General features: G+C 58.8%; 26 protein-coding genes and 1 riboswitch. Of the genes, 12 read left to right on the top strand and 14 right to left on the bottom strand.

The window, feature by feature from the left end; genetic code table 11:
* The first annotated feature begins 92 nt into the window (after window positions 1–92).
* From H7H48_RS15565 to H7H48_RS15575, 3 genes are all read left to right on the top strand, one after another.
* Complete coding sequence (locus tag H7H48_RS15565; protein WP_229450101.1) at window positions 93–857, top strand: class I SAM-dependent methyltransferase; 765 nt, start codon at window positions 93–95, stop codon at window positions 855–857.
* Window positions 858–860: 3 nt separating this feature from the next.
* Window positions 861–1,928, top strand: coding sequence for a nitronate monooxygenase family protein (locus tag H7H48_RS15570; RefSeq protein ID WP_229449939.1), 1,068 nt, complete (start codon window positions 861–863; stop codon window positions 1,926–1,928).
* A gap of 81 nt (window positions 1,929–2,009) precedes the next feature.
* Window positions 2,010–2,345, top strand: a complete 336-nt coding sequence (locus H7H48_RS15575) for a DUF1330 domain-containing protein (protein WP_229449940.1) — start codon at window positions 2,010–2,012, stop codon at window positions 2,343–2,345.
* Window positions 2,346–2,367: 22 nt separating this feature from the next.
* On the opposite strand, the gene H7H48_RS15580 is transcribed toward H7H48_RS15575, so the two are convergent.
* A complete protein-coding gene (locus H7H48_RS15580) occupies window positions 2,368–3,333 on the bottom strand; it encodes an omptin family outer membrane protease (protein ID WP_229449941.1) in 966 nt (321 codons plus the stop codon).
* Window positions 3,334–3,520: 187 nt separating this feature from the next.
* Window positions 3,521–4,441: a homoserine O-succinyltransferase gene (gene metA, locus H7H48_RS15585; RefSeq protein ID WP_229449942.1), complete on the bottom strand. Its 921-nt coding sequence runs from the start codon at window positions 4,439–4,441 to the stop codon at window positions 3,521–3,523.
* Between the two features lie 53 nt (window positions 4,442–4,494).
* Window positions 4,495–4,572, bottom strand: a riboswitch (SAM riboswitch).
* 117 nt (window positions 4,573–4,689) lie between these two features.
* Here metA and hisC point away from each other — a divergent pair.
* On the top strand, window positions 4,690–5,790 hold the full coding sequence (hisC, locus tag H7H48_RS15590) for a histidinol-phosphate transaminase (protein WP_229449943.1): 1,101 nt from the start codon (window positions 4,690–4,692) through the stop codon (window positions 5,788–5,790).
* 3 nt (window positions 5,791–5,793) lie between these two features.
* Entirely contained in the window at window positions 5,794–6,729 is a 936-nt protein-coding gene (locus H7H48_RS15595) for a prephenate/arogenate dehydrogenase family protein (protein ID WP_229449944.1), read from the top strand.
* Between the two features lie 3 nt (window positions 6,730–6,732).
* On the opposite strand, the gene H7H48_RS15600 is transcribed toward H7H48_RS15595, so the two are convergent.
* The gene (locus H7H48_RS15600; protein ID WP_229449945.1) at window positions 6,733–7,728 is read right to left on the bottom strand and encodes a DUF2125 domain-containing protein; all 996 of its coding nucleotides are present in this window, start codon (window positions 7,726–7,728) and stop codon (window positions 6,733–6,735) included.
* Window positions 7,729–7,803: 75 nt separating this feature from the next.
* Between H7H48_RS15600 and H7H48_RS15605 the strand changes: the two genes are divergently transcribed.
* Window positions 7,804–8,337 carry a gamma-glutamylcyclotransferase gene (locus H7H48_RS15605; RefSeq protein ID WP_229449946.1) on the top strand — a complete coding sequence of 178 codons (534 nt, stop codon included), beginning with the start codon at window positions 7,804–7,806 and terminating at the stop codon, window positions 8,335–8,337.
* On the opposite strand, the gene H7H48_RS15610 is transcribed toward H7H48_RS15605, so the two are convergent.
* The 4 genes from H7H48_RS15610 to ftsE all read right to left on the bottom strand — a co-directional run bounded on the left by H7H48_RS15610 (window position 8,334) and on the right by ftsE (window position 11,666).
* Window positions 8,334–9,143: a 1-acyl-sn-glycerol-3-phosphate acyltransferase gene (locus H7H48_RS15610; RefSeq protein ID WP_229449947.1), complete on the bottom strand. Its 810-nt coding sequence runs from the start codon at window positions 9,141–9,143 to the stop codon at window positions 8,334–8,336. The genes H7H48_RS15605 and H7H48_RS15610 overlap by 4 nt on opposite strands.
* Window positions 9,144–9,213: 70 nt before the next feature.
* Entirely contained in the window at window positions 9,214–9,861 is a 648-nt protein-coding gene (locus H7H48_RS15615; RefSeq protein ID WP_229450102.1) for a YdcF family protein, read from the bottom strand.
* A gap of 163 nt (window positions 9,862–10,024) precedes the next feature.
* Complete coding sequence (locus H7H48_RS15620) at window positions 10,025–11,014, bottom strand: ABC transporter permease (protein ID WP_229449948.1); 990 nt, start codon at window positions 11,012–11,014, stop codon at window positions 10,025–10,027.
* Complete coding sequence (ftsE, locus tag H7H48_RS15625) at window positions 11,007–11,666, bottom strand: cell division ATP-binding protein FtsE (RefSeq protein ID WP_223021660.1); 660 nt, start codon at window positions 11,664–11,666, stop codon at window positions 11,007–11,009. The genes H7H48_RS15620 and ftsE overlap by 8 nt, the downstream gene beginning before the upstream one ends.
* 580 nt (window positions 11,667–12,246) lie before the next feature.
* Between ftsE and H7H48_RS15630 the strand changes: the two genes are divergently transcribed.
* From H7H48_RS15630 to H7H48_RS15640, 3 genes are all read left to right on the top strand, one after another.
* On the top strand, window positions 12,247–12,468 hold the full coding sequence (locus H7H48_RS15630; protein ID WP_229449949.1) for a hypothetical protein: 222 nt from the start codon (window positions 12,247–12,249) through the stop codon (window positions 12,466–12,468).
* Window positions 12,469–12,535: 67 nt separating this feature from the next.
* Window positions 12,536–13,090 carry a hypoxanthine phosphoribosyltransferase gene (gene hpt / locus H7H48_RS15635; RefSeq protein ID WP_229449950.1) on the top strand — a complete coding sequence of 185 codons (555 nt, stop codon included), beginning with the start codon at window positions 12,536–12,538 and terminating at the stop codon, window positions 13,088–13,090.
* Window positions 13,091–13,161: 71 nt separating this feature from the next.
* Complete coding sequence (locus tag H7H48_RS15640) at window positions 13,162–13,527, top strand: response regulator (protein WP_229449951.1); 366 nt, start codon at window positions 13,162–13,164, stop codon at window positions 13,525–13,527.
* A 46-nt stretch (window positions 13,528–13,573) separates the two neighbouring features.
* Here H7H48_RS15640 and H7H48_RS15645 read toward each other — a convergent pair whose 3' ends face one another.
* The 4 genes from H7H48_RS15645 to argH all read right to left on the bottom strand — a co-directional run bounded on the left by H7H48_RS15645 (window position 13,574) and on the right by argH (window position 19,289).
* On the bottom strand, window positions 13,574–16,159 hold the full coding sequence (locus H7H48_RS15645) for a TIGR02302 family protein (RefSeq protein ID WP_229449952.1): 2,586 nt from the start codon (window positions 16,157–16,159) through the stop codon (window positions 13,574–13,576).
* Window positions 16,160–16,281: 122 nt separating this feature from the next.
* Window positions 16,282–17,553 (bottom strand): diaminopimelate decarboxylase, encoded by a 1,272-nt coding sequence (gene lysA, locus H7H48_RS15650; protein ID WP_229449953.1) that lies wholly within the window; start codon window positions 17,551–17,553, stop codon window positions 16,282–16,284.
* Between the two features lie 74 nt (window positions 17,554–17,627).
* Window positions 17,628–17,831 carry a lipoprotein gene (locus tag H7H48_RS15655; protein ID WP_113153139.1) on the bottom strand — a complete coding sequence of 68 codons (204 nt, stop codon included), beginning with the start codon at window positions 17,829–17,831 and terminating at the stop codon, window positions 17,628–17,630.
* 36 nt (window positions 17,832–17,867) lie between these two features.
* Window positions 17,868–19,289: an argininosuccinate lyase gene (argH, locus tag H7H48_RS15660; protein WP_229449954.1), complete on the bottom strand. Its 1,422-nt coding sequence runs from the start codon at window positions 19,287–19,289 to the stop codon at window positions 17,868–17,870.
* A 32-nt stretch (window positions 19,290–19,321) separates the two neighbouring features.
* Here argH and H7H48_RS15665 point away from each other — a divergent pair, with 32 nt between their 5' ends.
* Window positions 19,322–20,005: a TlpA disulfide reductase family protein gene (locus H7H48_RS15665; RefSeq protein ID WP_229449955.1), complete on the top strand. Its 684-nt coding sequence runs from the start codon at window positions 19,322–19,324 to the stop codon at window positions 20,003–20,005.
* Between the two features lie 64 nt (window positions 20,006–20,069).
* On the opposite strand, the gene H7H48_RS15670 is transcribed toward H7H48_RS15665, so the two are convergent.
* Window positions 20,070–20,426: a 6-carboxytetrahydropterin synthase gene (locus H7H48_RS15670; RefSeq protein WP_229449956.1), complete on the bottom strand. Its 357-nt coding sequence runs from the start codon at window positions 20,424–20,426 to the stop codon at window positions 20,070–20,072.
* 274 nt (window positions 20,427–20,700) lie between these two features.
* Here H7H48_RS15670 and H7H48_RS15675 point away from each other — a divergent pair, with 274 nt between their 5' ends.
* Together H7H48_RS15675 and H7H48_RS15680 are read left to right on the top strand one after the other, a co-directional pair.
* On the top strand, window positions 20,701–21,228 hold the full coding sequence (locus H7H48_RS15675; protein ID WP_229449957.1) for a molybdopterin-dependent oxidoreductase: 528 nt from the start codon (window positions 20,701–20,703) through the stop codon (window positions 21,226–21,228).
* Window positions 21,229–21,272: 44 nt separating this feature from the next.
* Complete coding sequence (locus tag H7H48_RS15680; RefSeq protein ID WP_229449958.1) at window positions 21,273–23,669, top strand: bifunctional diguanylate cyclase/phosphodiesterase; 2,397 nt, start codon at window positions 21,273–21,275, stop codon at window positions 23,667–23,669.
* Between the two features lie 35 nt (window positions 23,670–23,704).
* On the opposite strand, the gene H7H48_RS15685 is transcribed toward H7H48_RS15680, so the two are convergent.
* Together H7H48_RS15685 and H7H48_RS15690 are read right to left on the bottom strand one after the other, a co-directional pair.
* Window positions 23,705–25,330 carry an AMP-binding protein gene (locus tag H7H48_RS15685; protein ID WP_229449959.1) on the bottom strand — a complete coding sequence of 542 codons (1,626 nt, stop codon included), beginning with the start codon at window positions 25,328–25,330 and terminating at the stop codon, window positions 23,705–23,707.
* A 317-nt stretch (window positions 25,331–25,647) separates the two neighbouring features.
* Window positions 25,648–26,847 (bottom strand): benzoate/H(+) symporter BenE family transporter, encoded by a 1,200-nt coding sequence (locus tag H7H48_RS15690; protein WP_229449960.1) that lies wholly within the window; start codon window positions 26,845–26,847, stop codon window positions 25,648–25,650.
* Window positions 26,848–26,893 lie beyond the last annotated feature (46 nt).

Here is a 26,893-nt window from a genome sequence, read left to right on the forward strand (position 1 = left end):
TGATGGCCGGACGATAGGGCGAGGGCGGCGGCTTGTCACGCCGGGTGCGACAATTCTTGCCGGTGTCGTGGAAGGACGGTACCGTCACGGCCATGATCTCGGACATCGTCGCACTTCGCGCTTTCTATTCTTCCCTCCTTGGCCGTCTGGCGGAGCGCTCGCTGGCTTTGGCCCTGTCGTCCATCTGGTCCAAAAGCGCCAGTGAACGACTGGTGGGTCTTGGCTACACCTTGCCATGGCTTGACCGCTTCGGCGCTGATGCGGAACGCGCATTTGCGTTCATGCCGGCCATGCAGGGGGCAGTACCATGGCCGGTGGGGCAACCCTCAACCACGGCACTGGTCTTCGAGGAGGAGCTTCCACTGCCCGATTCTTCAGTGGACAGGGTGCTCATGGTGCATGCGCTGGAACACACCGAAAATCCACAGCAGGCACTTCTGGAGGTCTGGCGCGTTCTGGCGCCGGGCGGGCGGCTCGTGATCGCCGTGCCCAATCGCCGCGGCATGTGGGCGCGGTTCGAGAATACCCCTTTCGGCACCGGCCGCCCCTATTCGAGAACCCAGCTGGCAGAAGCGCTCCGCGACGCGAACTTTACGGCGACGGCGTGGGGCGATGCGCTCCATTTTCCCCCTTCTGAACGGCGCTTTGTTTTGCGATTTCACCAGTTGCTGGAACAGGCTGGACGGCGGTTCTGGCCGATTTTCGCCGGCGTTCTGGTGGTGGAGGCTGAAAAGCGGCTCTATCAAGGGCTGCCGGTGACGGCCCGCGCATCACGTCGCGTTTTTGTGCCCGTGCTGTCACCACAGGGTGCCACGCGCGTTGGTGCCGTCCGGCGCAATCGGGAAAGGGAGTGTTGATCGATGGCGAGGGATACGCGAATCACCGAATTGTTTGGGATCGATCTGCCCATTCTTCTCGCGCCGATGGCAGGGTCAGCTGGCTCAGAGCTCGCCATTGCGGTGAGCGCGGCTGGCGGACTTGGCTCTTTGCCCTGCGCCATGCTGACGCCGGAGAAGATCCGCGCTGAAATGGGGGTTATCAGGCAGCGCACGGACAGACCAGTCAATCTGAACTTCTTCTGCCATGTGCCTCCGACGCCCGATGCAGAACGGGAAGCGGCGTGGCGCGAGCGATTGAGACCATATTATTCCGAGTTCGGCATCGATCCGGATGCGGCACCCGCTGGTGCGGGTCGAAACCCGTTCAACGAGGAAAGCTGCGCCATTGTGGAGGAATTCCGCCCGGAGGTGGTAAGTTTTCATTTCGGTTTGCCGGACACCGGCCTGGTGGAGCGTGTGCGGGCAGCAGGTGCAAAGATCATAGCGTCGGCCACGACCGTCGCGGAGGCACGCTTTCTGGAAGAAAACGGCTGCGATGCCATCATCGCGCAAGGCGTGGAAGCCGGAGGCCACAGAGGTGTTTTTCTCGAGCCGGACATCGCCACGCAGCCGGGAACGCTGGCGCTGGTGCCACAGGTGGTGGATGCGGTCTCCGTTCCTGTGATTGCGGCAGGCGGAATCTCCGATGGCCGGGCGGTGGCCGCTTGCTTCATGCTCGGTGCGTCGGGCGTGCAGGTGGGCACGGCGTATCTACAGTCGCCGGAGGCGCTCACCAGCCCGGGACATCGGGATGCGCTGGCGCTGGCACGGGACGATCGCACGGTGCTCACGAATGTGTTTACCGGGCGCCCAGCCCGAGGGCTCCTGAACCGCTTCGTTACCGAAGTAGGCCCAATGAGCGAGGAGGCTCCGGCCTTTCCTTTGGCGACGGCTGCTGTAGGGCCATTGCGCGCGGCTGCCGAGAAGGCGGGTGTGAGTGATTTTTCGCCGCTCTGGGCGGGGCAGGCAGCGGCTCTTTCCGCTCCAATGCCGGCTGGCGAGCTGACCGTCAAACTGGCCCGTGATGCGGAGAAACTCCTTCGAGGATAGCGTTTACCTCTCGGGTAATTGGTTTCATTCGGAAGGCACTCCAATGTGCTCTCAACATTTTCTGAGAGAGGAGTACCGTCCATGCAAGCTTATGCCATCGGTCATCTTCGCAATGTTGTATTGGGCCCGGCCATCATTGAGTATCTGGAGCGTATCGATGAAACGCTGGAGCCGTTTGGCGGGCAATTCATCATCCATGGCGCTCGACCGGACGTGAAGGAAGGAAATTGGGAGGGCGATCTGATTGTGATCGCCTTCCCTAGTCGTCAAAACGCCGACGACTGGTATGCGTCTTCAGCCTATCAGGTCATCAAGCGCTTACGCAGTGATCACGCGGATGGCGACATCCTGCTGATTGATGGGGTCGATCCCGGCCATAAGGCGAGCGATATTCTGATCGCATTCCAAGAAACGTGAAATCCGCCGGGCCTGGGTTAGCTCAGAACCTCATCTTGAAACCGCCAGAGAGCGTGATCGCACGGAATCCTAGACCTCCACCGTTCCAAAATGTTCCGACTGGTGTGCCGGAAGCGATCTCGGAAATCCGTACATCGCCTATTCTATCGAAGTGCTGTTCAAAGCTTCCAGCGAGAAAGAGATTTGCATTGTTGCTGATGCTGTGTTCCACACGCCCGGATAAAGATAGAAACGGCATAGTGCCGAAGTCACCGTTAAAGCGCAGGTCGCGCGACCAGTGATGGTCTTCATCCTCGACTTTGAAGTTGAGGCCCCCGCGCGCCTGGAGGGAGAAGGTCCAGCCTTTGTGTCTGGAAGTGGCTTCCGCCCCGATGAAGACCCCCGGAAACTTCTGCTGATAGGAGATGCCACGCTCACTGTCGCGGAAGTCGCCCTGTTCGTCACGGAAACCATTTTCGCTATAGACATATGAACCGCCGAAAGCAGTCCATTTGACATCTGTATATGTGAATCCGCCATGCAGATTGAGAGTGACCGAATCCCGGATCTCGAAATCCCGCCCGAGTGCGATATCACCGGTGAAATAATGGTTCAACTCGGTATCGGGATGAACCGAACGATCACTCCAATCGTTGAAGGCATAGCTCGGCGACGCATCGAGCCAATCGTAATCCTCCATTCCGCTGTTCCCGGATAACCCTACTGTCGCATTGGCCGCCAGCGTCCATGGGCCTGCAAGGCGCGCACGTAAGCCCCCGGTCAGCACAGGCGCTTCACTCTCCCAGAAAAGCGCGCTGATGCGATTTCCGGCAGAATCGTAGACGATCTCTTCAGCCTCGAGGAACGTGTAGCCTACGCCTCCGATGAAGGTGACTGCACGGTCCTGCGAGGTCACCTCCAGCCTGTCGGGGATTGCGAGATCGGCCGCAGGAGCCGATGTAGGCAGAACGGAAATTAAAAAAGCTGTAGAAATGAAAAACTTGTGCATCGGTTTCTATCCATTGTCGAAATCAAGAGCTGCTGAAAAAGCTCAATCAAATCACTGTCTTAAATTTTTTAGTGTATTATTATAATATACAATAATAAGTTGTATTTCGAGTAGTCGCTCCTTCTCGACCCGCTGTTTTTAGCGCGCGTCTGGTAACCTATAGGGCGAAAGGAGCGGTGTGCGTTTACTAGCGCTGACCGATCTGTTCAAGCTCATAAGGCGTCGACTGATAAACCTGATTAATCCAGTTGCCGAAGAGCAGGTGCGCGTGTGAGCGCCAGCGGTTGAGCGGCGGACGGCTCGGATCGTCGTCCGGGTAATACCCATGCGGGACGGCTATCTCGGTTCCTGTTGCAACATCGCGGTCATATTCCTCCTTGAGCGAGGTGGAATCGTATTCGATGTGATTGAACATATAGAGCCGATTGCCGGTTTCTTCTGTCAGGAGGCAGGGGCCGGTAACGTCCGATTCCATGAGCACCTGAAGGCCGCGATCAGCAGGGATGTCTGAAGAGCGGACCTCGGTCCACCGTGAAACGGGAATTGCAAAATCATCGGAGAAACCGGCGAGGAAAGGTGAGGCGGGCGCGTTGTTGCGGTGCCGGAAGACGCCAAAAGCCTTCTTCTCCAGTGTGTATTTGGGAATGCGATGGAAATGCCAGGCAGCCGCCATGGCTCCCCAGCAAATAAAAAATGAAGAGTGGACGTTGGTTAGAGTCCAATCCAAAATCTCCTCGAGCTCCTTCCAGTAGGTAACTTCTTCGAAGGGCAAAAGCTCGATGGGCGCACCGGTAATGATGAAGCCGTCGAACTTGCGGTCACGCACTTCCTCCCACGTCTGGTAGAAGGAAATGAGGTGTTCCTCCGGTGTGTTCTTTGCGCGATGGTTGCCGATGCGCACGAGGGTCAATTCCACCTGCAGAGGTGAGGCGCCAATCAGGCGGGCGAACTGGGTTTCGGTCCGGATTTTGTTGGGCATAAGATTGAGGAGACCGATCTGCAGAGGGCGGACGTCCTGCCGCAGCGCTGTCTGCTCGTCCATCACGGACACACCTTCACGCACGAGAACGTCGCGGGCGGGAAGCTGGTCGGGTATCTTGATCGGCATCGTTTTGCTCCAACAAAAAAGACCGGCGGCGAAATCGCGACCGGTCTCAGCAAATTCTGCTTCGCACGGCCTTTTAGCGAATTGTTTTACGTGGCTGCAAGCCGACCGGCCAAATCACCACGAAGAGAGGCCTTTATTTAGGATGGTGTTTTCTTTGCGTCAATCGCCGTCATGGTCTAAAGCAACGGACGGATTTTCTCCGAAGGGTTGAGGATCCGTTCAACCGTTTTTCAAAACAGGACCATTCAATGAGCACGTCCGTCCGTCCCGAACCGAAGCCCGGTGTCATGGATATCGCCGCTTATGTGCCCGGCCGCGAGAGCGCGCCAGGTGCGACGAAGGTGTGGAAGCTCTCCTCGAACGAATCTCCGCTCGGGCCTTCGCCTGCGGCTGTCGAGGCGATTTCCAAAGCGATGGGGCATCTGGAGCTTTATCCGGACGGATCGGCAGCAAAGCTGCGTAATGCCATTGCGGAGACGCATGGCCTGAACCCGGCCAACATTCTTTGCTCCAACGGGTCCGATGAGCTTCTTGGCCTGCTGGCGCAGACCTATATCAAGCCCGGCGATGAGGCGATTTTCACCGAGCACGGTTTCCTTGTCTACCGTATCCAGACGCTTGCCGCCGGTGGCAAGCCGGTGGTGGTGAAGGAAGACAAAGAGCGTGCGGACGTGGATGCCATTCTGGCGGCGGTGACGGACAAGACGCGCATTGTGTTTCTTGCCAATCCCAACAACCCCACCGGCACCTATCTGCCGGTGGATGAGGTGCGCCGTCTGCAGGCAGGCCTGCCGAAGAATGTGCTGCTCGTGTTGGATGCGGCCTATGCCGAATATGTGCGCCGCAATGATTACGAGTCCGGCATTGAGCTGGTTTCGTCGAGTGAGAATGTCGTGATGACGCGCACATTCTCGAAAATTCACGGCATGGCGGCGCTCCGCATTGGCTGGATGTATGCGCCGGCTCATGTGGTGGATGCGGTGAACAGGGTGCGCGGCCCCTTCAATGTCAATGCGTTGGCCATTGAGGCGGGTGCAGCCGCAATCCGCGACAAGGCGCATGTGGAACGGGCTGTTGCGCACAACGAAACCTGGAGTGCATGGCTCGTGGAGGAGCTCGGCAAGCTTGGTCTGCGCGTTACGCCCAGCGTTGGTAATTTTCTGCTGATCCATTTCCCCGAGAATGGTGGCAAGTCGGCTGCCGATGCCGACGCTTTCCTCGGGTCTCGCGGTTATATACTGCGCAGGGTGGTGCCCTATGGGTTTCCCAATGCATTGCGCCTGACCGTCGGCCCGGAAGAGGCCAATCGCGGCGTTGTTGCCGCGCTCAAGGATTTCATGGAAAGCTGAGTTGTGCCTGACCCACTTTTTGAAAAGATCGCGCTGGTCGGCATCGGCCTGATCGGTTCCTCGCTGGCGCGAGCGATCAGGCATGGCGGTCTAGCATCGACCGTCGCCATTTCAAGCCGAAGCGAAAAGACGCTCTCCAGAGCGCGCGAACTGGAATTGGGTGATGTCTACGAGCAGGATCCTGCCGAAGCAGTGCGAGATGCCGACCTGGTGATCGTCTCGGTTCCCGTGGGTGCTTCCGGTGCGGTTGCCCAAGCCATCGCACCCGGGTTGAAACCGGGGGCGATTGTCACGGATGTGGGCTCAACCAAGGCGTCTGTGATTGCGCAGATGCAGCCGCACCTGCCTGACAACGTCCATTTCATCCCCGGGCATCCGATCGCGGGCACGGAGGATTCCGGTCCAGATGCCGGCTTCGCAGACCTCTTTGAAGGGCGCTGGTGCATTCTCACGCCGCTTCCCGACACCAATCCCGACGCGCTTTCGCTGCTGACGGTTTTTTGGGAACGGTGTGGCGCCATGGTCGACAGCATGGACCCGCAGCATCACGACATGGTGCTTGCCATCGTCTCGCATCTGCCGCACATCATCGCCTACAACATCGTTGGCACAGCGGACGATCTGGAAGCGGTGACCAAGTCGGAAGTCATCAAATACTCGGCATCCGGTTTTCGTGATTTTACGCGGCTTGCAGCCTCCGATCCGACGATGTGGCGGGATGTGTGCCTGCACAACAGCGATGCCATTCTGGAGATGCTCGCACGCTTCTCCGAAGACCTCTCCGCGCTTCAGCGTGCGATCCGCTGGGGCGACGGCGACAAACTCTTCGAGATGTTTACACGGACCCGTGCGATACGGCGCTCCATCATCGAAGCGGGCCAGGATATCGACGTGCCGGACTTCGGCCGGCACGCATTGGCCCATCCCGAAAAGCCATAAGCGCTACTGGACGGGCGGGATCGATCCGAGCGGCAGAAAGCCGACGAAAACGCGGCCCTGGCGAATGTTTACCGGCAGGGTCGGTGCCGTGCCCAGATTGGCGAGCCCTGCCGTAATTCCAGCGATCTCGTCGCGCTTTTCCGGCAGGATCGTGCCAACGAGTTGCGCGATCCTCTGAGGTTCGCTGACCGTCACACGCAGTTCGGCATCCAGCAGCCCATTCTCTGCAACGCGGACGGGCCCCTTCAGGATGAGGCCGGCTTCTCCACCCGCGATCTTCAGGCTAAGGTTTTCAATTGTTCCCGAACGCCCACGCAATCCGGGCGCATTCAAGCGAGCCAGGGACACGCCATCGTCGACAGTCAGAAGCAATTCGCCAGCGAGAGCCGGCATCGCGCTGCCATTTGTGAACTCTGGATCGATTGTTAGAGCCTGGGCAATGACGGCAATGTCGAGATCGCTCCCGTTTTGCCTGGTGTGGGCCTGAAACGATTCTGCGCGCGCGATGGGCTGGCGGCTCTCGTCATCGAGTGTGAGGACAACATTTCTTGCCTCGCTGGAGATGCGTTCAGGCAGGCTTGTCGTCAGGCGCGCGCTGACGCGCATGTTTTCCCAGGCGGCCTCAATGGCCGGGAGATAGGGTGTCGCAATGCGGGCAGGTCCATCAAGCTCGCCGACCGTGCGCATTGGCTGATAGACCTGTGCTGCCGAGCGGAAGGCGCCGGCGCTGATGGAAATGCCGTTTTTGGCATCCTCGTAGAACACGCTTCGGCAGAAAAGGCCAATGCGGAACGGATAGCCACGCGCTGTCGGCTCTTCGCAGTTTGCGCGCTGATGGCCGACGTTCAAATTCTCGATGGCCGTTATGGTGCGGCGTTCCAGCGTGTCGGCGGCGTAGAACCAGACACCGGTATAAGCCAGGATCGCCAGAATGATGAAAAGCGCAAACAGTATGAAGCGGCGACTGAAGCTGCGTCCCGCGCGTTTTCTTGACGGCATGTGGTCCTCCGGTTAACCCGTTCGCCTTTAGTCATGGCGAGACGGCAGCACCCTTTCAAGCATTGGGCAGGCGATATGGACGATTTTTGGGTCTTTGGCTACGGATCGCTGATGTGGCGCCCGGGTTTTGCGCATGTTGAAACCTGCAAGGCGAGGCTATACGGCTATCGCCGTGCTCTGTGCATTTATTCCCATGTTCATCGTGGCACTCCAGATCGCCCGGGGCTCGTGTTGGGCCTCGATCGTGGTGGTTCCTGCCTCGGACTAGCCTTTCGGGTTCCCAGGGAGCTGGAAAGTGAGGTGGTCGGTTATCTTCGGGAACGGGAACTTGTCACCAACGTCTATCTGGAGCGCCGGGTTGGTATCCGCTTGGCCGGCGGAGCGTCAGTGACTGCGCTTACCTATGTGGTCGACCGCAGCCATGGCCAGTATGCGGGCAGTCTCGACATCGACCATGCGGCGCGGCAGGTTCACGCATCTGTCGGGCAATCGGGACCCAATGTGGAGTATGTCCGCAACACCGTCGAGCATCTAAAGGCACTCGACATTCGCGATCACTGGCTCGAAGCTGTAGCGGCGCGTCTCGACACGGTGGCAGGAGCAGTCTAGCTGGTCTGGCTTGTGCTTGATTGCTTCATAACACCGAGCTCTTTCAAGCGCCGGCGAGCGGTTTCGGGTAGAGGCGGCGGATTGGGAGAAGTTGCGGCCTCCACCAGCATCTCGTCGCAGGCGGTTTCGGTTTCCCTGACCAGACGTTCCTGAAACACATCACGTGGAAGGCCTGGCTCTATCGGTGGCAGAAAACGAGCGCGGATGAGCCCTGGATGGCGCAGGAATTTGCGCCGGGGCCAGAAAAGTCCCGCAGCATGTGCGACCGGCACCACGGGGACACCGAGCTGGCCGTAGAGTTCAACAATACCGTATTTGTAGGCTGGCTCGGCCCCCGGCGGACGGCGCGTGCCTTCCGGATAGATGATGAGCTGACGGTTGTCTTTCATCAGTTCGTGAGCTGACTTAACAGCCTGCTTCAGCGCTTTGGTGCGGCTGCCGCGATTGATGGGGATCATGCGCATCTTCGCCACGTACCAGCCGAAAAACGGGATCCAGACCAGCTCCCGCTTCAAAATATAGAGTGCGTCAGGAATGTTTGGCAGGAAGGCAATCGTATCCCAGAACGACTGGTGTTTTGGAGCGATGATGCAGGGACCGTCAGGCAGGTTTTCAAGGCCAGTGATTTCGGATCGCGCACCCGTAATGACCCGCTGCAACCACAGGCTGGAAGCGGCCCAGAATTTTGGCACGAACCAGGCTTTCTTGCGTGGCAAGAGGAAAAACAGGGGAGTCCAAAACAACATCTGAACAATCAGGTTCAGATAGAAAACGAGGTTGAAAACGGCAGAACGGATAAAGAGCATGACGGTGGCCCGTTGGGTGTCTTGCGAGGCTCTTACATCAACAGGACGGTGAGGCAAAGCGCTGAGGAAGTCAGTCGTGATGCACAGTCGCTTTGGTAAGCTTCGCATGAGTGCTCACGCCAGTGTTGCGGGGCAGCGGAATAACCTCGCGAACAAGAGCTCCCACATATTTGGTATACTCGGTCGCAAGAACGCGAAGCGCGTCGGGCTTGGCGAGCCAAGCGCCGTTGTCGAGCGGGGTGTTGACGACGGGGTAGGGATAGACCTTCGAATCCGGCAGCAGCCGCTGCATCTCCAGGAGGCTGCGCGGCATGTGATAGTTGTTCGTTACGAGGATGATGCTGCTATACGCGTTGGCCTGAACCCATTTGGCACTTTCTTCGGCGTTGCCGATCGTATCGAGTGCCGCATGGTCGATGTCGACGCAACAATCGAAAAGTTCCGCTTCGCTGCCGGTCGCAATGCGCAGATCATCCGCTCGTGCCACGGGGTTCACCCCACTGATCAACAGTCTTTTTCCCTTGCCGGCTTTGAGCAGGCTTACCGCTGCATCTATTCGGGACTGTCCGCCGGTCAGAACGATGATGCCATCAGCATCGTCGATATCGCGAGGGGCCGAAAGGTGCCCAATATGATCGGCGAATAACCCGAAGCCGGCAATGAAGGCAGAGGTTGCAACAAGGCAAACCAAGAGAGCAAGCCGGACCACACGGCGCATGCCAAACCGGCTGCCGCGTGGCGGAGGCATTTCCGGGCCGTCGAGGCCGCTCTGGCGCTCTTGTGTCATGGTGTGATGGTTAGCCATAAATTGCGGCAATGGATAGTCGACGAGGTACTGGTCAACAAGCGAAAGCCGCTTTCTCTCTACATGCGGTTGAGCCCTACATGCTGTCGGGGTGAGTGCTGTCCACGTTCTTCAGATAGGATAGCACGGTGACATGCGTGGTCGCAGCGGTCAGAACAGCAATAACGACGACAATGGCGCCAACCCCGATATAACCTGAGGGGCCAATCGCGAAATTTCCGAAAAGTGCAGTAGCCTGATCGGCTTCCGGAGTGGCCATGTTTCGGGAAGACCACCAGTAAAAGCCGACGAAAACGAGGATCGCACCGATTCCTCCGGCGGCTGCGCCCTTCATGCCGGCGAGCAGGAAATGGCGTCTGAACTGGGAGGCAATGAATGGCGCTTCCGCGCCGACGAAATGCAGCACCTCGATAATGTGGCCGTTTCCCGCCATGGCGCCACGGGTGGCGAAGATCACGGTCAGAGCTGTCGCCGAAAGCATGAGGGCGAGCGCTGACATGCCGATTGTGACCGTGGTCCGGGCCATGGCGACCAATCGGTCAACCCATGTACGATGGTCGTCCAGTGTGGCGTTTGCCACGGTCTCCTGCAATTGCGAGCGCATAGCGGCGAAATCGGGACGCGACAATGGATCGATGGTAACGATCACCAGTCGCGGTACGGGGAGGCTCTCGATGTCGAGACCCGTCCCAAGCCATGGCTCCAGAAGTCGGGCGGTGGCTTGAGCATCGACGACAGTGGCATCGACGACGCCAGGATAGCTTGCAGCAATATCGCGCGCCTGGGCGAGGGCGGATGCCATATCCAGCCCTTCCTCCGGCTTGATCTGAATTGTCGCCTCGCGGGCGATCTGCGTCTGCCAGGTTGCCGCCGTATCCCGCACGAGGGTTACCGCGCCCAGCGTGAGACAGGACAGAAATGTCATGATCGCTATGACAAGAACCATGGCGCGGCCGGCCACATTGTCTGGAGGCACGATGGGCATCTGCTTGCGAGAGACCGCCCCGCGCGCGCCAGAACTGATGCGTGTGCCGAGATTTTTCAGGAGGCGCTTGGTCTCAGTCATAGATTTCGAGCCTTCCGCCGGACAAAACCATGCGGCGTGCATCCACCTGATCCATCAGGCCGAGATCGTGGGTGGCGATAAGAACGGCGGTGCCGAGACGGTTCAGCTCGATGAGAAGCCGAAGCAGGCGGCGAGCCAGTTGCGGATCCACATTGCCGGTCGGCTCATCGGCCAGAAGGATGCGCGGTTGCTCAATAAGCGCACGGGCGATGGCTGCGCGTTGCTTCTCTCCGCCTGATAGAATGGGTGGCAGGACATGCATGCGCTCACCCAACCCCACCCATTTCAACAGCTCAATCACATCGCTGCGATAAGTGGATTCCTCCCGCCCGCGTACGCGCAGAGGGAGCGCCACGTTCTCGTAGGTGGTGAGATGGTCGAGGAGACGGAAGTCCTGGAACACGACGCCAATATTGCGCCGGAGGAGCGGGAGTTCGGTGCGCGTGATCGCGGAGCGATCCTTGCCGAAAATCGTGATGAGCCCGCGGGTCGGCTTCAAAGACATGAACAGCAGGCGCAGCAGCGTTGTTTTGCCTGCGCCTGAGGGGCCGCTGAGAAACTGGAAGGAACGTTCGGGCAGGTGAAAGGAGACGTCACGGAGAATTTCCGGACCCATCCCATACCTATGGCCGACATTTTCAAATCGAATCACGTGGAACCTGCGTTCTGTGAGTGGCGGACGCTGCCTGGACGCATGCTGCCAGACCATCAACCCGCATGGTTAATAGCAAGTTAACTCTTGCTTGGTATGCGTGATGGCGAAGCATTAACCATTTCCATTTACCCCGGAAAGGTGGATCACGAAAGGACAGTCTGCCCGCATGAGGCACTCTGACAGCTCACGCCCCGTTTCGGGTGAAATCATGATGCCCGACCGGATGCGGCAAACGCACTCCCGGGGCGCGGCATCGTGTGACACTGTCGATGCTGACTTCGAAACCATTGTTTCCACCGCCCGTACCGTCTCTGCATCGCCATCCACACCGTCTGCTGATCCAGTCGTGGCGGGCCTTGATATGCTTAGGCCGGGCGGTCAGACTACGCGACAGACAACCTCACGTGCCGGGCCGGCCTTCTGGATGTTCGGGGCTTTGATCACGGCTGGAGCCTTCTGGATATCCGGAGGGCACAGCCTCTTTCGGGAACTAAATGTTCTTGCAACCCGGCAGCCTCAACAGGTTCTTCAGCTTGTCGATGTGACATCACGGGTGGAGCGGCAGGGAGACAATGCCATGCTCATCGTTGACGGGGCCGCGCTCAACGGTGGCGATGGTCTCGTGTTGCTTCCGCAGATCTCGATCAACGTTCTCACGGAAAACGGCTCGACAACGCGCTATTTTCTGGGGACAAACACCCAGCATCTTGGCCCGGGCGCGCGCTTTCCCTTCTCCAGCCGGCTTGTCGCGCCTAGGGAAGGGATCAAGTCCGTCTCTGTGACGTTTCACACGTCATAGATTATCTGGTTTCGCGGTTCCGGCTATCGAAGATTACCGGAAGTGCCCTGACAGGAGTTCGCCGCCCATGCCTGTTGTTCGCGGCAAGGAAATCGAGGTTTTGTTTTCAGCCTCGACGATCGCCAGGCGTAATCTGGAGCTCGCCAAGGACATCGCTTCGCGCGACTATGAGGACCTGCTTGTCATCTCCGTGCTCAAGGGCTCTTTCATCTTTGCAGCGGACTTGATCCGGGCCATGCACGATGTCGGCATTTCACCGGAAGTGGAGTTCATCATGATCTCCAGCTACGGCACCGGAACGGAGAGCGGCGAAATCAAGGTGCTGCGTGATATCGACAATGATGTGAGTGGGCGCGACGTGTTGCTCATCGACGATATTCTGGAATCGGGGAAGACACTCAAGCATACGCGGGAACTGATGCTTTCGCGGGGAGCCAAGTCGGTTTCCATTGCTGTGCTTCTGGACAAGCATTCGCGGCGCCAGACAGATGTCGATGCCGAGTTTGTCGGCTTCGAATGCCCTGACTATTTTGTGGTCGGATATGGCATGGATGTAGCCCACGCTTTCCGTGAGTTGCCATTCGTGGGTGTCGTCAAGGGCGATGCCGAGAGCGATAGCTGAGCGGCGATATTTTAAACAAGTGATGGCTGGCTCGTTTACCGAAGCGTAATTGGATCAGGTGAAAACAGGCCATGGCTAAGCTTTTGATCGTCGAGGACGATGAGTCCGTCCGTAATTTTACTGCCCGCGCATTGAGTGCCGCAGGCCATACCGTGGAGACCGCGGGTGATGGTCTTGAGGGGCTTGAGAAGATCAATGCCACGGAGGGAAGTTACGATCTTGTCCTGTCGGATATCCGTATGCCGGCAATGGATGGCATCGAGATGGCGCGCGCCGTTGCAGACGCGTTTCCTGGACTTCGGCTGCTTCTTATGACCGGCTACGCGGACCAGCGCGAACGGGCGGTGGAGCTTGAAGGCACGGTCTCGGGTGTCGTGAACAAGCCCTTCACGCTGAGTGAGCTTCGCCAGCGCGTTGGCGAAGCACTGGCTGCCTGACAGTTCAGGGTAGATAGGGCGCCTTATGATCTGTCCCCGTGGCGGATCACTGCATGTCGAGCAGCCGCTCCAGATATTCCTTTTCAAGTGCAGGGCTCAAGGCATCGCCGAGGCGTTTGCGAATTGCTTCCAGAATGCGGCGCGCGCGTTGGGTGTCGATCTCATCGGGAACCTCTACCGAATCGCCAAAATCCGGGCCCGTGGTTGCCTGCGGCCGTCCGAGCGGGTCGCGTCCATTGTTGCTTTGTCGAAAACCCTGTTCACCGCCGCCCTGCTCGCCGCGCATGGCCTGCTGCAACTGGTTCATCATGTCCTGAGCGCCTCGACGCAGCGCTTCCAGCGCGCGTCCCTGCTCGCCGACAGCCTGCTCGCCTTCACCTTCTCCAAGCGCACCTTCGGCTTGACCCATGGCTTCGCCGGCTTCGCCGAACCCTTCACCCGGCCTGATGCCCAGCCCCTCGAGCCCCTGCATCAGGCTTTCCAGGTCCTGCCGGAGCGTCCCTTGACCCTGTTGCAAGCCGCGCATGGCATCCGCGAACTCCTGTGGTGACATGCCCTGGCCGTCACCGGGCTGCTGGCCGTTACCCTGGCCCTGTTGACCCTGCTCGCCTTGTTGACCCTGCTCGCCTTGGCCCTCTTGTCCCTGCTGATTTCGTTGCCCGCGCTGCATCTGGTCCATGCGGAAGGTTTCGTTCATCAGTTCCTGCTGGCGACGCATCAGATTGCCAAGCTCGTCCATCTGCTGGCGCATTTCCGATTGCTGGTTGCCAGACTGGCCCTGCTGGGACCGGCCGGCTTGCAGATTGTTCATCATGTTTTCGAGCTGCGAAAGCAGCTCCCGAGCCTGGTCGCGGGCTCCGGACTTGGCCAGTTCCTCGATTTGATCGAGGATGCGATCCAGGTCGTTCTGGTTCAGCATCTGGCTATTCTCCGGCAATTGCTGCGCCATGTTCGGGTTCTGCTGTGCACGCTCAGCGAATTCACGGAGGAACTCCTGCATGGCGCTTCGCAACTCATCCATAAGACGGGCGATTTCCTCTTCGCTCGCGCCTTCTTCCAATGCGTTCTTCAGAGCCTCCTGCGCCTGCCGCAGACGTTTTTCAGCCGCTGTCAGGTCGCCATCTTCGATGATGAGGGCAATCTCCCAAAGGTAGTCGACGACATCGCGAAGTTGTTCGTCTGTCTGCGCGGTTTCCAACCTGGAGCGTGCGGCGGAGATGCCGAGAAATTGGGACAGATCTTTCAGCGTTTCTTCAGGCCAGGTCATGACCGCGTCCATCATCGCCAGCACGCGGGGCTTTTTATTGGCATCCAGTGCGAGCGTCCGTCGCTGCTCGATCAAGGCTTTGGCGAGAGGATTGGTGAAAGTCCGTTCAGGCAGAGCGAACAGCTTTGTCTCGCTTTGCGCTTCCTGACCGGCATCATCGATGGCGTGTAGGCGCATCTTTACGGTACTGCCGGCCCATGGGTGTTCGGTGAGATCACGCGAGGTTTTTGCGGCCACTGTACGGCCGTCGCGGCGCGGCAGCGTGAGAGGCAGGTCAGGGGCACTGTATAGCGGTCGGGCATCGGGGGCATTGCGGGCCTGTTCGAAAATCGCCCGCGCTTCCGCCGGTCCGTAGTCATCCTCAATTTCGTAAGCGAGCTCCAAAGCGCCGTTTACAGCGCGTTTCGGGTCTTCTGCAAAGCGTATTTCCGGTGGATTGTCGGGCGTAACCGAGAAAAGCCAGCCTTCGATCTCCTGCCCGTCGCGCTTCAGACGCAATTTTCCGTCTTCCGTCAATGTTGCGGCAAAACGCCGGGCGGATGTGTCTGTCGACAGAGCTTCGCTCTGGGAAGCGCCTTCTGGGTCGATCAGGCTTTCTGCATCGTCCGTGGTGAGGTAGGAGAGGGTTTCGGATCCGGAGCCACCGGTCACGCGGAGCGCAAGTATGCTGCCTTGCGGAACGGTAAATCGCTCTGTGTCGCGATTTGCCTCTGCCGTAAGATAGATCGGGGCGCGGCGTGTATAGGCGGGTGGGGTGACCCAGGCGTCGACACGCGGCGGTACGACTTCGGCCCCACCATGTGTCCGGAAGGCGTCCAGAACGCTGCCGCCATAGGGGCTGCTGGAGAAGGCCGCAGCGGTTACCAGAAGCAGGGCAGCGGCGGCGCGTAGACCCCACGGGTCTCTTTCCGGCACTCCCGTTCTGGGCAGATCGCCATGGATATTGTCGAGCTTGCCAGCCATCCGCTTCTGGTGTTCCCGCCAAAGCGCTTCGGCAAACCCGTCCCGATTTCCCGCGAGGCGGTCGGATTGGGCGGCGACGGGCTCATGCACCAACTGGTTTGCGCGCTCAATGCGCTTGTCGATCTCGGCGGAGGTGGGGCGGCGGAAGCTTCGCAGAGGCCAGAATGAAGCGACAGCAAGCAGAGCGAGACTTGCGGCAACGCCATAGCGAACTGCGTCGGGCATCAGTCTGAAGAGGCCCAGCCAGGAGATGCTGATGAACAGACTGATGACAACCAGGAGAGGCAGGATGCGCGGCCAGAACCGCTCCATGACCATGATCAGGCGCGTGGCGAAACGGGTGTGTGCCAGCCGAACGAAGCGGCCGCGTGTGCGTTCATGCCCTGGAGTTAATTCAGCCATAGACGCTCTCAGCAAGGTGCCGTAGCGCACGTGAATCGTGCGCCCTACCTTTTACAAGGATAGCAGCAAACCGGGCGAAGGCGAGGCGGCACGCGAAATTGTGATCCGCGTCAATTGCCGTTTCAATTCGTGAGCCAATCCGGGATCGAATCAAGGCCGATCAGCTCTTCATGGCTGGGGCGGGCCCGGATGACATGGAACTGGTCGCCATTCACCAGCACTTCTGGCACCAGTGGGCGCGAATTGTAGGTGCTGGCCTGAACAGCGCCATAAGCGCCGGCAGAACCAATGGCGATGAGATCACCTGCTTTGAGAAGAGGAAGCTTGCGGTCGAGCGCGAGATAATCGCCGGTTTCGCAAACCGGGCCCACCACGTCGGCGATCATGGTTCCCGCATCCTGCCGTGCTTCGGAAACCGGCCTGATCGAATGGAAGGCTTCATAGAGCGTGGGCCGGATGAGGTCGTTCATCGCCGCGTCCACGATGACGAAGTTCTTCGCTTCGCCTTCTTTCACATAGATCACTTCAGAGACGAGGATGCCGGCATTGGCGGCGATCAGACGGCCCGGCTCAAGCATGACCTTGAGGCCGAGTTTCTTCATGTGCTTGCGCACGATCTCGGCATAGGCGTCGGGCAGGGGCGGCTGGTCGCCATCCTCTGCGTAGGGAACGCCAAGACCACCGCCGAGATCCACATGCTCGATGGCGTGGCCGTCGGCGCGCAGGGTTTCGGTCAGCTCCGTCAGCAGAGCGAAAGCATCGTCAAAGGGCTGCAGCTCGGTGATCTGGCTGCCGATATGCATGTCGATGCCAGTTACCTTGAGGCCCGGAAGCTCCGCGGCCCGCGCATAGGCGGCGCGGGCGTCCTTCCAGCTGATTCCGAACTTGTTCTCGGCCTTGCCGGTGGAGATTTTCCTGTGTGTTTTCGCGTCGACGTCCGGGTTGATGCGCAGCGATACATTGGCCGTTAGCCCCAGCACGGTGGCGCGCGCCGAAAGCTGCTCGAGCTCGGGCATCGATTCGACGTTGAAGCAGAGGATGCCGGCCTGGAGCGCGAAGTCCATTTCGCGCGCGGTCTTGCCGACACCGGAAAACAGGATCTTGTTGGCAGGCACGCCTGCGGCCAGCGCGCGGCGCAACTCGCCTTCGGAGACCACGTCCATGCCGGCGCCGAGGCGGGCGAGCGTGGTGAGAACAGCCTGGTTGGAGTTCGCCTTCATGGCGTAGCAGACGAGCGCGTCGAGCCCCTCGAAGGCTGCCGAGAAGACACGGTAGTGGCGCGTCAGCGTTGCCGTGGAATAGCAGTAGAACGGGGTGCCGACGGCTTCCGCGATGGAGGGCACCGACACGTCTTCGGCATGCAGGACGCCGTCACGATACTCGAAATGATTCACGGCAGGATACTTTCGGCTGTGCGATTGGACGCGGGGTTGCGCCGCCGCGCGGCGCAGGCCCTTTCGGCTCTGTTCTAGAGAAGACCATCGAGAATGAATGGACGATCCTCAACCGGTTTCTCTGGTGCCGGCGGTACGGGCTGGTCGTTTCGCTCAGCTTCCTTGCGCGCATCCACTGCCGCCTCGTAGGGCGAATCAAGCGGTGCCTTGCGCCCGCAGGCGGCAAGGCCCAGCGCGAGACCGAGCATGACAAGGGTGAGCGTGCGGCGGGCCGTCATGAGCGTTCCATTCCTCGAAAATGCGTACGCTGCGTTTTAGCGCTTTTTGCCGGGGGGTGCATCCCGTTTCAAACGTTTCTTCCAGTAGCGTATCTGACGATGTACCTCGGAAGGCGCCGTTCCTCCGAAAGACGTTCGACTCTTTACGGAATTTCCGACCGAGAGAACCGAGAACACACCTTCGTGTATAGCCGGGTTGATTGCCTTGAGGTCTTCAAGCGCAAGTTTTTCCAGCCCGCACTTCTTTTCTTCGGCAAGGGCGACGGCGCGACCTGTCACGTGATGCGCCTCGCGGAACGGCAGGCCCGCCTCGCGCACCAGCCAGTCGGCAAGATCGGTGGCGGTGGAGAAGCCGGCTCCGGCTGCCTTTTTCATGGCTACCGTATTGATCTCCATGTCGCCCACCATGCCGGTCATCGCCGCCAGCATCAGGTCGAGTGTCTCGGCAGCGTCGAAGACGGCTTCCTTGTCTTCCTGCATGTCCTTCGAATAGGCAAGCGGCAGGCCCTTCATGACTGTCAGAAGGGCAATGAGATCGCCATTGATGCGGCCGGTCTTGGCGCGGATCAGCTCGGCGGCGTCCGGGTTCTTCTTCTGCGGCATGATGGAGGAGCCGGTGGAAAAGGAGTCCGACAGGCGCACGAAGCCGAACTGCGGCGTCGACCAGATGACGATTTCCTCGGCCAGACGCGAGAGATGTGTGGCGCAGATGGCTGAGATCGACAGGAATTCGAGAGCGAAATCCCGATCCGAGACCGTATCGATGGAGTTGCGTGTCGGTTCACGGAAGCCGAGCGCTTCGGCTGTCATGTGACGGTCGACCGGGAAGCCGGTTCCGGCAAGGGCGGCCACGCCGATCGGGCTTTCATCCAGCCGCTCGATAGCGTCTCGCACGCGCGAACGGTCACGGCCAAACATCTCGACATAAGCCATCATATGATGGCCGAACGTTACCGGCTGAGCCGACTGGAGATGCGTGAAGCCCGGCATCACGCTGGCGGCGTGCTCTTCGGCACGGGTGAGAAACGCTTCGATGAGACCACCAAGAGCGGCATCGATGCGCAGCAGCTCTTCCTTCACCCAGAGCCGGAAATCGAGCGCCACCTGGTCATTGCGCGAACGCGCCGTGTGCAGGCGGCCGGCGGCGGGACCGATCAGCTCCGCCAGCCGCGCCTCGACATTCATGTGAATGTCTTCGAGCTGCGCGGAGAAGGTGAACTTACCAGCCTCGATCTCTGACAGGATCGTGTTCAGCCCGTGAACGATCTTTTTTTCGTCTTCCGCCGAAATTATGCCAGTCTTCGCCAGCATTGCGGCATGGGCCAGACTGCCGCGGATGTCCTGGGCGTAAAGCTTCTTGTCGAAACCGATGGATGCGTTGATTGCCTCCATGACGGCATCGGGTCCTGAGGCAAAACGTCCACCCCACATGCGGTTGCTGGCTTGGTCTTCGCTCATCATGATAACCGGGCGCTAGTGTGGAAAGAAGAATGTCGAAGCAGAAACAAAAATTCCCGGCACTCCGTCTGGTCGTCCTGGCTGTCGCCGCGGGCGCCATTGCGGGTGCGCTTGCGGTATACGTGAAGGGCGGGCTGGATGGCAACACGGCGGCGACGCCGATTGTTGCAGAAGCCGGTGATGCAGCCTGTTCTGCAAAGCAGGCCCTGGCCAAAGCAGTGGGCGATGCGGCAACGGGTCACGTCGCGGCAATGCTTGCCGCCGATCCGCCTCGATCCCTCAAGAATCTCGGGTTCAATGGGCCGGACGGTAACCCGATGACAGTGGCGGATTTTACGGGGAAGGTGGTGCTGATGAACCTATGGGCCACCTGGTGCACGCCCTGCCGGGAGGAAATGCCGGCACTCGATGCGCTGCAGGCCGCAAAGGGCTCCGACAGGTTCGAGGTAGTGGCGGTGAACGTGGATCGGAGCGATGATGAAAAGCCTACCGCATTCCTGCAGGAAACCGGGATCGAGGCGCTTTCCTATTACCGGGACGCTTCCATGAAGATTTTCAATGATCTGAAGAGCCAGGGATTGGCACTGGGGCTGCCGGTAACACTGCTGATTGGCGAAGACGGATGCCTGCTGGCGCATATGAACGGCCCAGCGGAATGGGCAAGCCCGGATGCCGAGCGCCTGGTGGATAGGGCTCTATCGAACCCGGACCAATAACGTGTAACCGGGGAGCATCGCTCCCCGAAATCCCTGGCAGAAGTCAAACGGCTGTCAGAATTGTTTAAGCGGCTTTGGCAGGCTGATAGATACACCCTTCGGCCTGTCCCTCGGCGCCCCGCTTCAGCTCCACGCGGTGGAGAGCCGGGGATTTCTCCGCTAACTTGTCGTAGATCCACTTGGCCAGGTTCTCGAGCGAAGGCACGGAGAGGCCCTCGATGTCATTGAGATAAGTATGGTCGAGAATTTTATGTATCTCGTCGATTTGCTTTTCTACTTCGTAGAGGTTGGCAGCCCAGCCATAGACGGGATCCGGCTCGCCGACGAGATGGACAGAGACCTTGAAGGAATGACCGTGGAGGCCTGAATAGGGCTCCAGTTTGTGCGCTGCCTCGAACGTGAACTCTTTGTACGTTTCCACTTCCTAAACCCCTGATCTAAAAAGATATTTCTTGCTTTTGGGTGTCTGAACTTCCCGCAGTCTTCCGCGTCGGGAATTGTTTGGACCAGCCGCCGTTATGCGAGCCGGCGTGCCTGATGTATAGTCCTCTAAGTCTAGAGCTTTGTCATCGGTCGGGGGGTGTGTCAATCGCGGGCGATGTGTGTTGCAAATCAGCTCGCCGTTAACCTGTTGTTTGGTTAGCCGACACTATGATTAGCCGCGTTGGGGTTTACGCCAGTAAAGAGGCACAAAAATGTACAATAAAAAGCTCGCGGGAGGCTGGTTTGCGGTTGCAGCAATACTGCTCTTCTCGTTTGTCACTCCCGCTTTCGCTCAGGACGCCGCCCTGCCAAAGCCGCAAGGGGATGTCATTCTGACGATCGACGGCAATATCGGCGCAACCAACGGTGACGGCGTTGCCGATTTCGACCTTGCGATGCTTGAAGCGCTGAAGTCGGCCAAAATTCGGACGAGCACTCCGTGGTTCGACGGTGCTGTTGAGTTTGAAGGGGCATTGCTCTCCGAGCTGATGGCTCTCGTCAAGGCGGACGGTGAGGAGGTGGTCGTTACCGCGCTCAATGATTACCAGGCACCGGTACCGATCGCTGATTTTGCAGCCCATGGCACCATTCTCGCCTATAAGCGGGATGGGAATTACATGCCGATCAGCGACAAGGGGCCGCTCTTCATCATCTATCCCTACGATTCCGATCCGGAACTCAACACGCAGAAATTCTACTCGCGTTCCGTTTGGCAGGTTCGACGCTTTACCGTCCGGTAGGCGTCTGACAGGCTTTGCCCATGTCGGACCCGGAGATAAGAAAAATGAGGCGCCGCACAGCATCGCGCGTGGTGCAGACAGTGCTGTCCATAGGGATGGTCGCCCTGGCCGTTGCGGCGCTCTACATTTCGGTCCTGGTTTTTCAGCGTCAGGAAGCTCTGACGCAGATCTTTCGCTATAACATCGCCTATAGCGCCAGTCAGGGCATGAATGAGCTTCTGCGATTCCGGCAGAGGCTGGCAGCGATACTGATTGAGCCGCCGCAGGCCAGCAAGCAGGATGTGGAACTGCGCTACCAGATCATGGTGAGCAGGCTCAGCCTTTTCGAGCAGGGCGAGTTTGTAAACTTTGTCTCGGTCATGCCTGAAAACCAGGAAACGGTGCAGCAACTCGCTTCGGCGTTGCGCCAGATCGGCGGCTTCATCGATGATATCGATCAACCTGAGAACGCCCAGCTGGCGCTCGATCTGACGGCTCCACTGGAAAGCAAGATGGTGGCGCTGGCGTCGAAGGCGAACGAATATGGTGCGACAGCACAGGCCAAGGACCAGGGCGAGCTTCTCCGGCTTCATTGGCTGTTTTCCGCGTTGGCGCTTTCGCTCGTCATAACCGGCTTTATTTTCATCGCAATGCTGAGGTGGCAACACCGGCTGCAGATCAGTGTTCAGCAGCGGCTCAAGGCGACCAATGAAGACCTTTTGCGCACCAGCGCGGAATTGAGCGACAGCGCGCATGCCGCACGGCGGGCCAATGAGGAACTGATTACCCAGAACCTGCTGTTCAACACAGCGCTGAATAACATGTCCCACGGTCTTTGCATGTTCGATGCTGAGGGAAAGCTTATCGTCAGCAATCAGAAAATGGAGCGAATTTACGGGCTGACGCCGGAGCAACTCAAGCTTGGAACATCACTAAACGCGCTGATCGCTCATATGGTCGAGGCTGGTGCAAGCGCGGAGGAGGAAGCGGAGCAGCTTGCGCAGCTCCAAACGCTGCTCATCGAGCAGAATCGATCCGACACGCTGACACAGGAACTGCGAGACGGGCGCACCATCCTCATTTCGCACCAGCCGATGCGAGGCGGTGGCTGGGTGGCTACTTATGAAGACATAACCGAACGCCACAAGGCGCAGGCTCAGGTCGCCTATATGGCGCGTCACGATACGCTGACAGACCTGCCAAACCGCTTGATGATGCGCGAGCAGTTGGAGGAGATACTTGCCAGCAGCAATGAACGCGGCTTCTCCACGGCTGTGATGTGTGTCGATCTCGACAATTTCAAGAGCATCAATGATACGCTCGGGCATCCCGTCGGGGATGCTTTGCTACGAGCAGTGGCCGGGCGGATTCGCAACACGGTGCGCGAGGCAGATGCGGTGGCGCGCCTTGGCGGTGATGAGTTTGTTGTGGTTCAGGGCAACATCGAAAAGCCTGAGCAGGCGAGCAGTCTTGCCAAACGCCTCATCGATGCACTCGATGAACCCTATATCATCGAAGGGCATCAGGTGCTGACCGGCGCGAGTGTCGGTATTGCAGTCGCCGCTCCGGGGGGCGAAGCGGCGGACGACCTTTTGATGCAGGCGGACGTGGCGCTTTACCAGGCCAAGGGGGATGGCCGTGGGGTGTTCCGGTTCTATGAGGATGGGATGAACAAGCGGCTGCAGCGACGCAGAGCGCTCGAGGCCGAACTTCGCTCAGCCAATCTGGACGAACAATTCCATCTTGTGTTCCAGCCGATCATCGGGTTGGGGACAAACAAGGTGACGACGTTCGAGGCCCTGCTGAGATGGACCCACCCTGTTCATGGCCCTGTTCCGCCGGATGAATTCATTGGAATCGCGGAAGATACCGGTGCCATCGTTCAACTGGGTGAATGGGTTTTGCGGCAAGTCTGTCTGGAGATGAAATCTCTGCCCGACGACATCAGCATCGCTGCCAATCTGTCTCCGATGCAGTTCAAACGGGATGATATTGTCGAAACCGTAGCGCGTGTACTCGTGGACACCGACACTCCGGCGCACAGGCTCGAACTTGAGATCACGGAAACACTTCTGCTTGAGGACAACCGCAAACTGCATGCAGACCTCCGGCGGCTGCGCCAGCTCGGTACGCGCATATCGCTTGACGATTTTGGCACCGGGTATTCATCGCTCAGCTATTTGCAAAAGTTCGCTTTCGACAAGGTGAAGATCGACAGGCTGTTTATCAAGGAAATCACAAAGAGCGCGGATCAGGCCGCCATTGTACAGACCATCGTCAATCTGGCTTTCACACTGGGCATGACGACGGTCGTCGAAGGTGTCGAGATGGAAGAACAACTGCGCATCATCCGCGCGATGGGTTGCGACGAGGCGCAGGGCAACCTTTTCAGCAAGCCGATCCTTGCCAAGGACATCCCTGAATTTCTCGATGAACACAAACGCAGGCGCTACGCGGCCTGAGTGGTTTCCAGCGCGCCCCAAAAGTGCTCGGGCGGCTATTCGTTTCTCGCGCGCTCCCGGAACAGGCGCCGGATCACCTTGCCAGTGGTGGTCAAAGGCATGGATTCCACAAAGGCGATCTCTCGGGGGTATTCATGGGCTGAAAGACGCTCCCGGACCCACAGGCGAATTTCTTCCGCCAACGCGTCGCTGGGCTCTATGCCTTCGTGAAGAACGATGTAGGCCTTGACGATCTCCGTGCGCACGGGATCGGGCTTGCCTACGGCTGCAGCCAACGCCACCTTTGGATGAGCGGTCAGGCAGTCTTCGATCTCGGTCGGCCCGATGCGGTATCCAGCCGATGTGATGACGTCGTCATCGCGCCCGACGAAATGGATATAACCTTCTTCGTCGCGAATGCCCTGGTCTCCGGTGGTCATCCACTCTCCGACGAATTTTTCACGGGTGGCGGTGTCGTTTTCCCAGTACCCGAGAAACATAACTGGATCTGGACGCAGAACGGCAATATCGCCGGGCTCCCCATTGCGAACCGGTCTGCCTTGCTCATCGATGATTTCGACCCGATGGCCGGGCACGGGCAGGCCGATGGCACCGGGTTTGCCAATCCCCAGCGTATGACAAGATGAGAGGACCAGATTGCACTCGGTCTGTCCGTAGAACTCGTTGATGCGAAGCCCCAGTTCGCCACGGGCCCACTCGAAGGTTTCGCGCCCGAGGGCTTCTCCGCCAGAGCCGATGGTGCGCAACGATAGGTCGAACCGTTTCCGAATCCCTGAGACCGCCTTCAGCATGCGCAGCGCGGTCGGAGGGATGAAGGCGTTGCGTACTTTCATTCTTTCCATGAGACCGAGCGCTGTTTGAGGGTCGAATTTTTCGAACCGACCCGCAACAACCGGCGTTCCGAGATAGAGCCCGGGTAAGAGGATATTGAGAAGACCGCCGGCCCAGGCCCAATCAGCAGGCGTCCACATACGGTCGTGGGTCTGGGGGAGGAATTCGTGGTGAAACTGGACGCCGGGCAGGTGTCCGAGCAGAACACGATGTCCGTGGAGGGCGCCTTTCGGCGGGCCGGTGGTGCCGGAGGTGAAGATCATCATGGCCGGGTCGTCAGGGCCGGTGTCGGCAGCGGCAAAGGGACCGGAACTATCTGCAATCAGCTTGTGTAAGTCTTCCGCTCCGCCGCCTGCGCCTTCCACGCAGATGACCAATTGCAGTGCCGGTAGCCGATCGCGTATGCGGGCGATTTTCGCAAGCCCGTCGCTGGTCGTGATGACGGCTGCCGCTCCAGCGCTGAAAAGTCGATATTCGAGAGCTTCCGGGCCAAAAAGAAGGGCAAGGGGTACGGCAATAGCGCCCAGCTTGTAGATGGCAGCATGGGCGATTGCAGTTTCGAACGATTGCGGTAATAGAAGTGCTACCCGGTCTCCCCGCCTTATGCCGGTCTTTGCCAACCCGAGCGCCAGGCTATCCGATAGCGTTGCGAGCTCTCCATAAGTCAGCGTTGCAGGGCAGGCATTCTCGCGATGCTCGAAGAGCGCAATACGCTCAGGCTCCCGCAGAGCCCATGCGTTCGAGATTGCGACACCGATGTTGAAAGTCTGGGGGATGCTCCAGCGGAACCCATCGTAAAGCTGCCGATAGCTTTCGCGCCGTTCAAGCATGGCCGTGCTGATCTTGTCCCTGTCCTGCGCCGCAATGCTTCAGGGAAAGTGATGCTCCTGGCCGTGCCCGCATGTCTTTACCAACCTTATACACGGGCGATCATAGCGTGCCCTAACCGAATACCGTCAGGTTAGGACTGTGTGAGGGCCCTAGAGCTGAACCGATCGGCGATTTTCGGGTACATCCAGGAGTATTTCAAGACTGGGCAGTGTGCTGTTTATTGTTCAGCGCGCAGTTCCCAGAATCCGTTGATATTTAACCTGCGGAAACATGGGGTGTAGAAATCACACCCCATGTTGCTATCGCCGAATAGCGATTAAACGGCTTCAGAAGGGGCCGTTGCCCGGGTCAGGAGACCATCCCGTTCCACGATAAAGGAAACAATGACGCCCGCCACGAGTGCCCAGAACGGAGCACTGATTCCCAGTATTGAGATGTTTGACATCGCCACTGCCAGAGCAACAAATGCACCAGTCTGATTTCCAAGTGTGCGGCCAAAAGCATTCTGAAAAGCCGCCAGGAGAACGCCGATCATTGCAAGACCGGCAACGGTGCCAATCAACGCACCAGGCAATGACATGACCACTGGAACCGCAGCTCCGGCGATCAGGCCGAAGGCGCCGAAGAGAACGCCGTTTACCACCGTCGCAGCGTAACGCCCTTCCTTGTTCTCGCCTGCCTGTTCCGAGGAGCAGATGGCTGTCATCGGGCCGGCAATGTTCGCATTATGGCCACCCAGAAAACCCGCCGCGATTCCACCAAGTCCTGAAATCGTCGTCATCATGTTGATGGGAGGGCGATACCCTTCCGCCATGAGCACACCCGTTGCCTGCGCATTTTCTGCACCGATAACCAGGAGTGCGAGCGGAATGGATATAGCGAGAAACGCATCAAGGGTGAATGCTGGTGCAGTGAACTCCGGCATCACAAAGGCGATTTCGGCACTTCCACCGCCTACTGAACCCGTTGCAAAGGCAGCGATCAATCCGACCACCAATGCTGCCAAAACAGGCGGAACCGCCTTGATGAAGCGCATTGAGACAAAGAAGGCAATAATTGCTGCCCCGGCAATTATCGGCGCTGTCCCCACCGCGGACACCGCACCAGTTGCGAAGCGGATCAACGCACCTGCAATCATTGCCATCACTATGGGCATAGGCAGCCAGCGCATGACCTTTCCAATCAGGCCGCTGACCCCCAGAAGAAAGACAATGATTCCTGACATCACGAAGGCGCCGATGGCCTGATCGAACGAAAAAGTGGCGAGAGAACCGGCAACAAGCGCTGCACCCGGAATAGAATACGCGCCCGTCACCGGCTGCTTGTATCTCAGAGCCAGGAATATGCTGATCAACCCGCCAAGAAAATAGATCGCAAACAACCAGGCAACTGTCTGGCCGTTGCTGAGACCTGCTTTGTTGGCGCCGCCGATGACGATCAAGGCAGGCCCCGAGCATCCGAAAATCGCGGCCACAAGTCCGGCGCTTGCCGTCTTCAAATTCAGATGTTTAGGCAAGTCCCTTATGCCGCTGGCGACCCCTGGACCCGATTCTATAATCTGT

The organism is Nitratireductor sp. B36 (genome assembly GCF_020833685.1).
Classification (GTDB): domain Bacteria; phylum Pseudomonadota; class Alphaproteobacteria; order Rhizobiales; family Rhizobiaceae; genus Nitratireductor.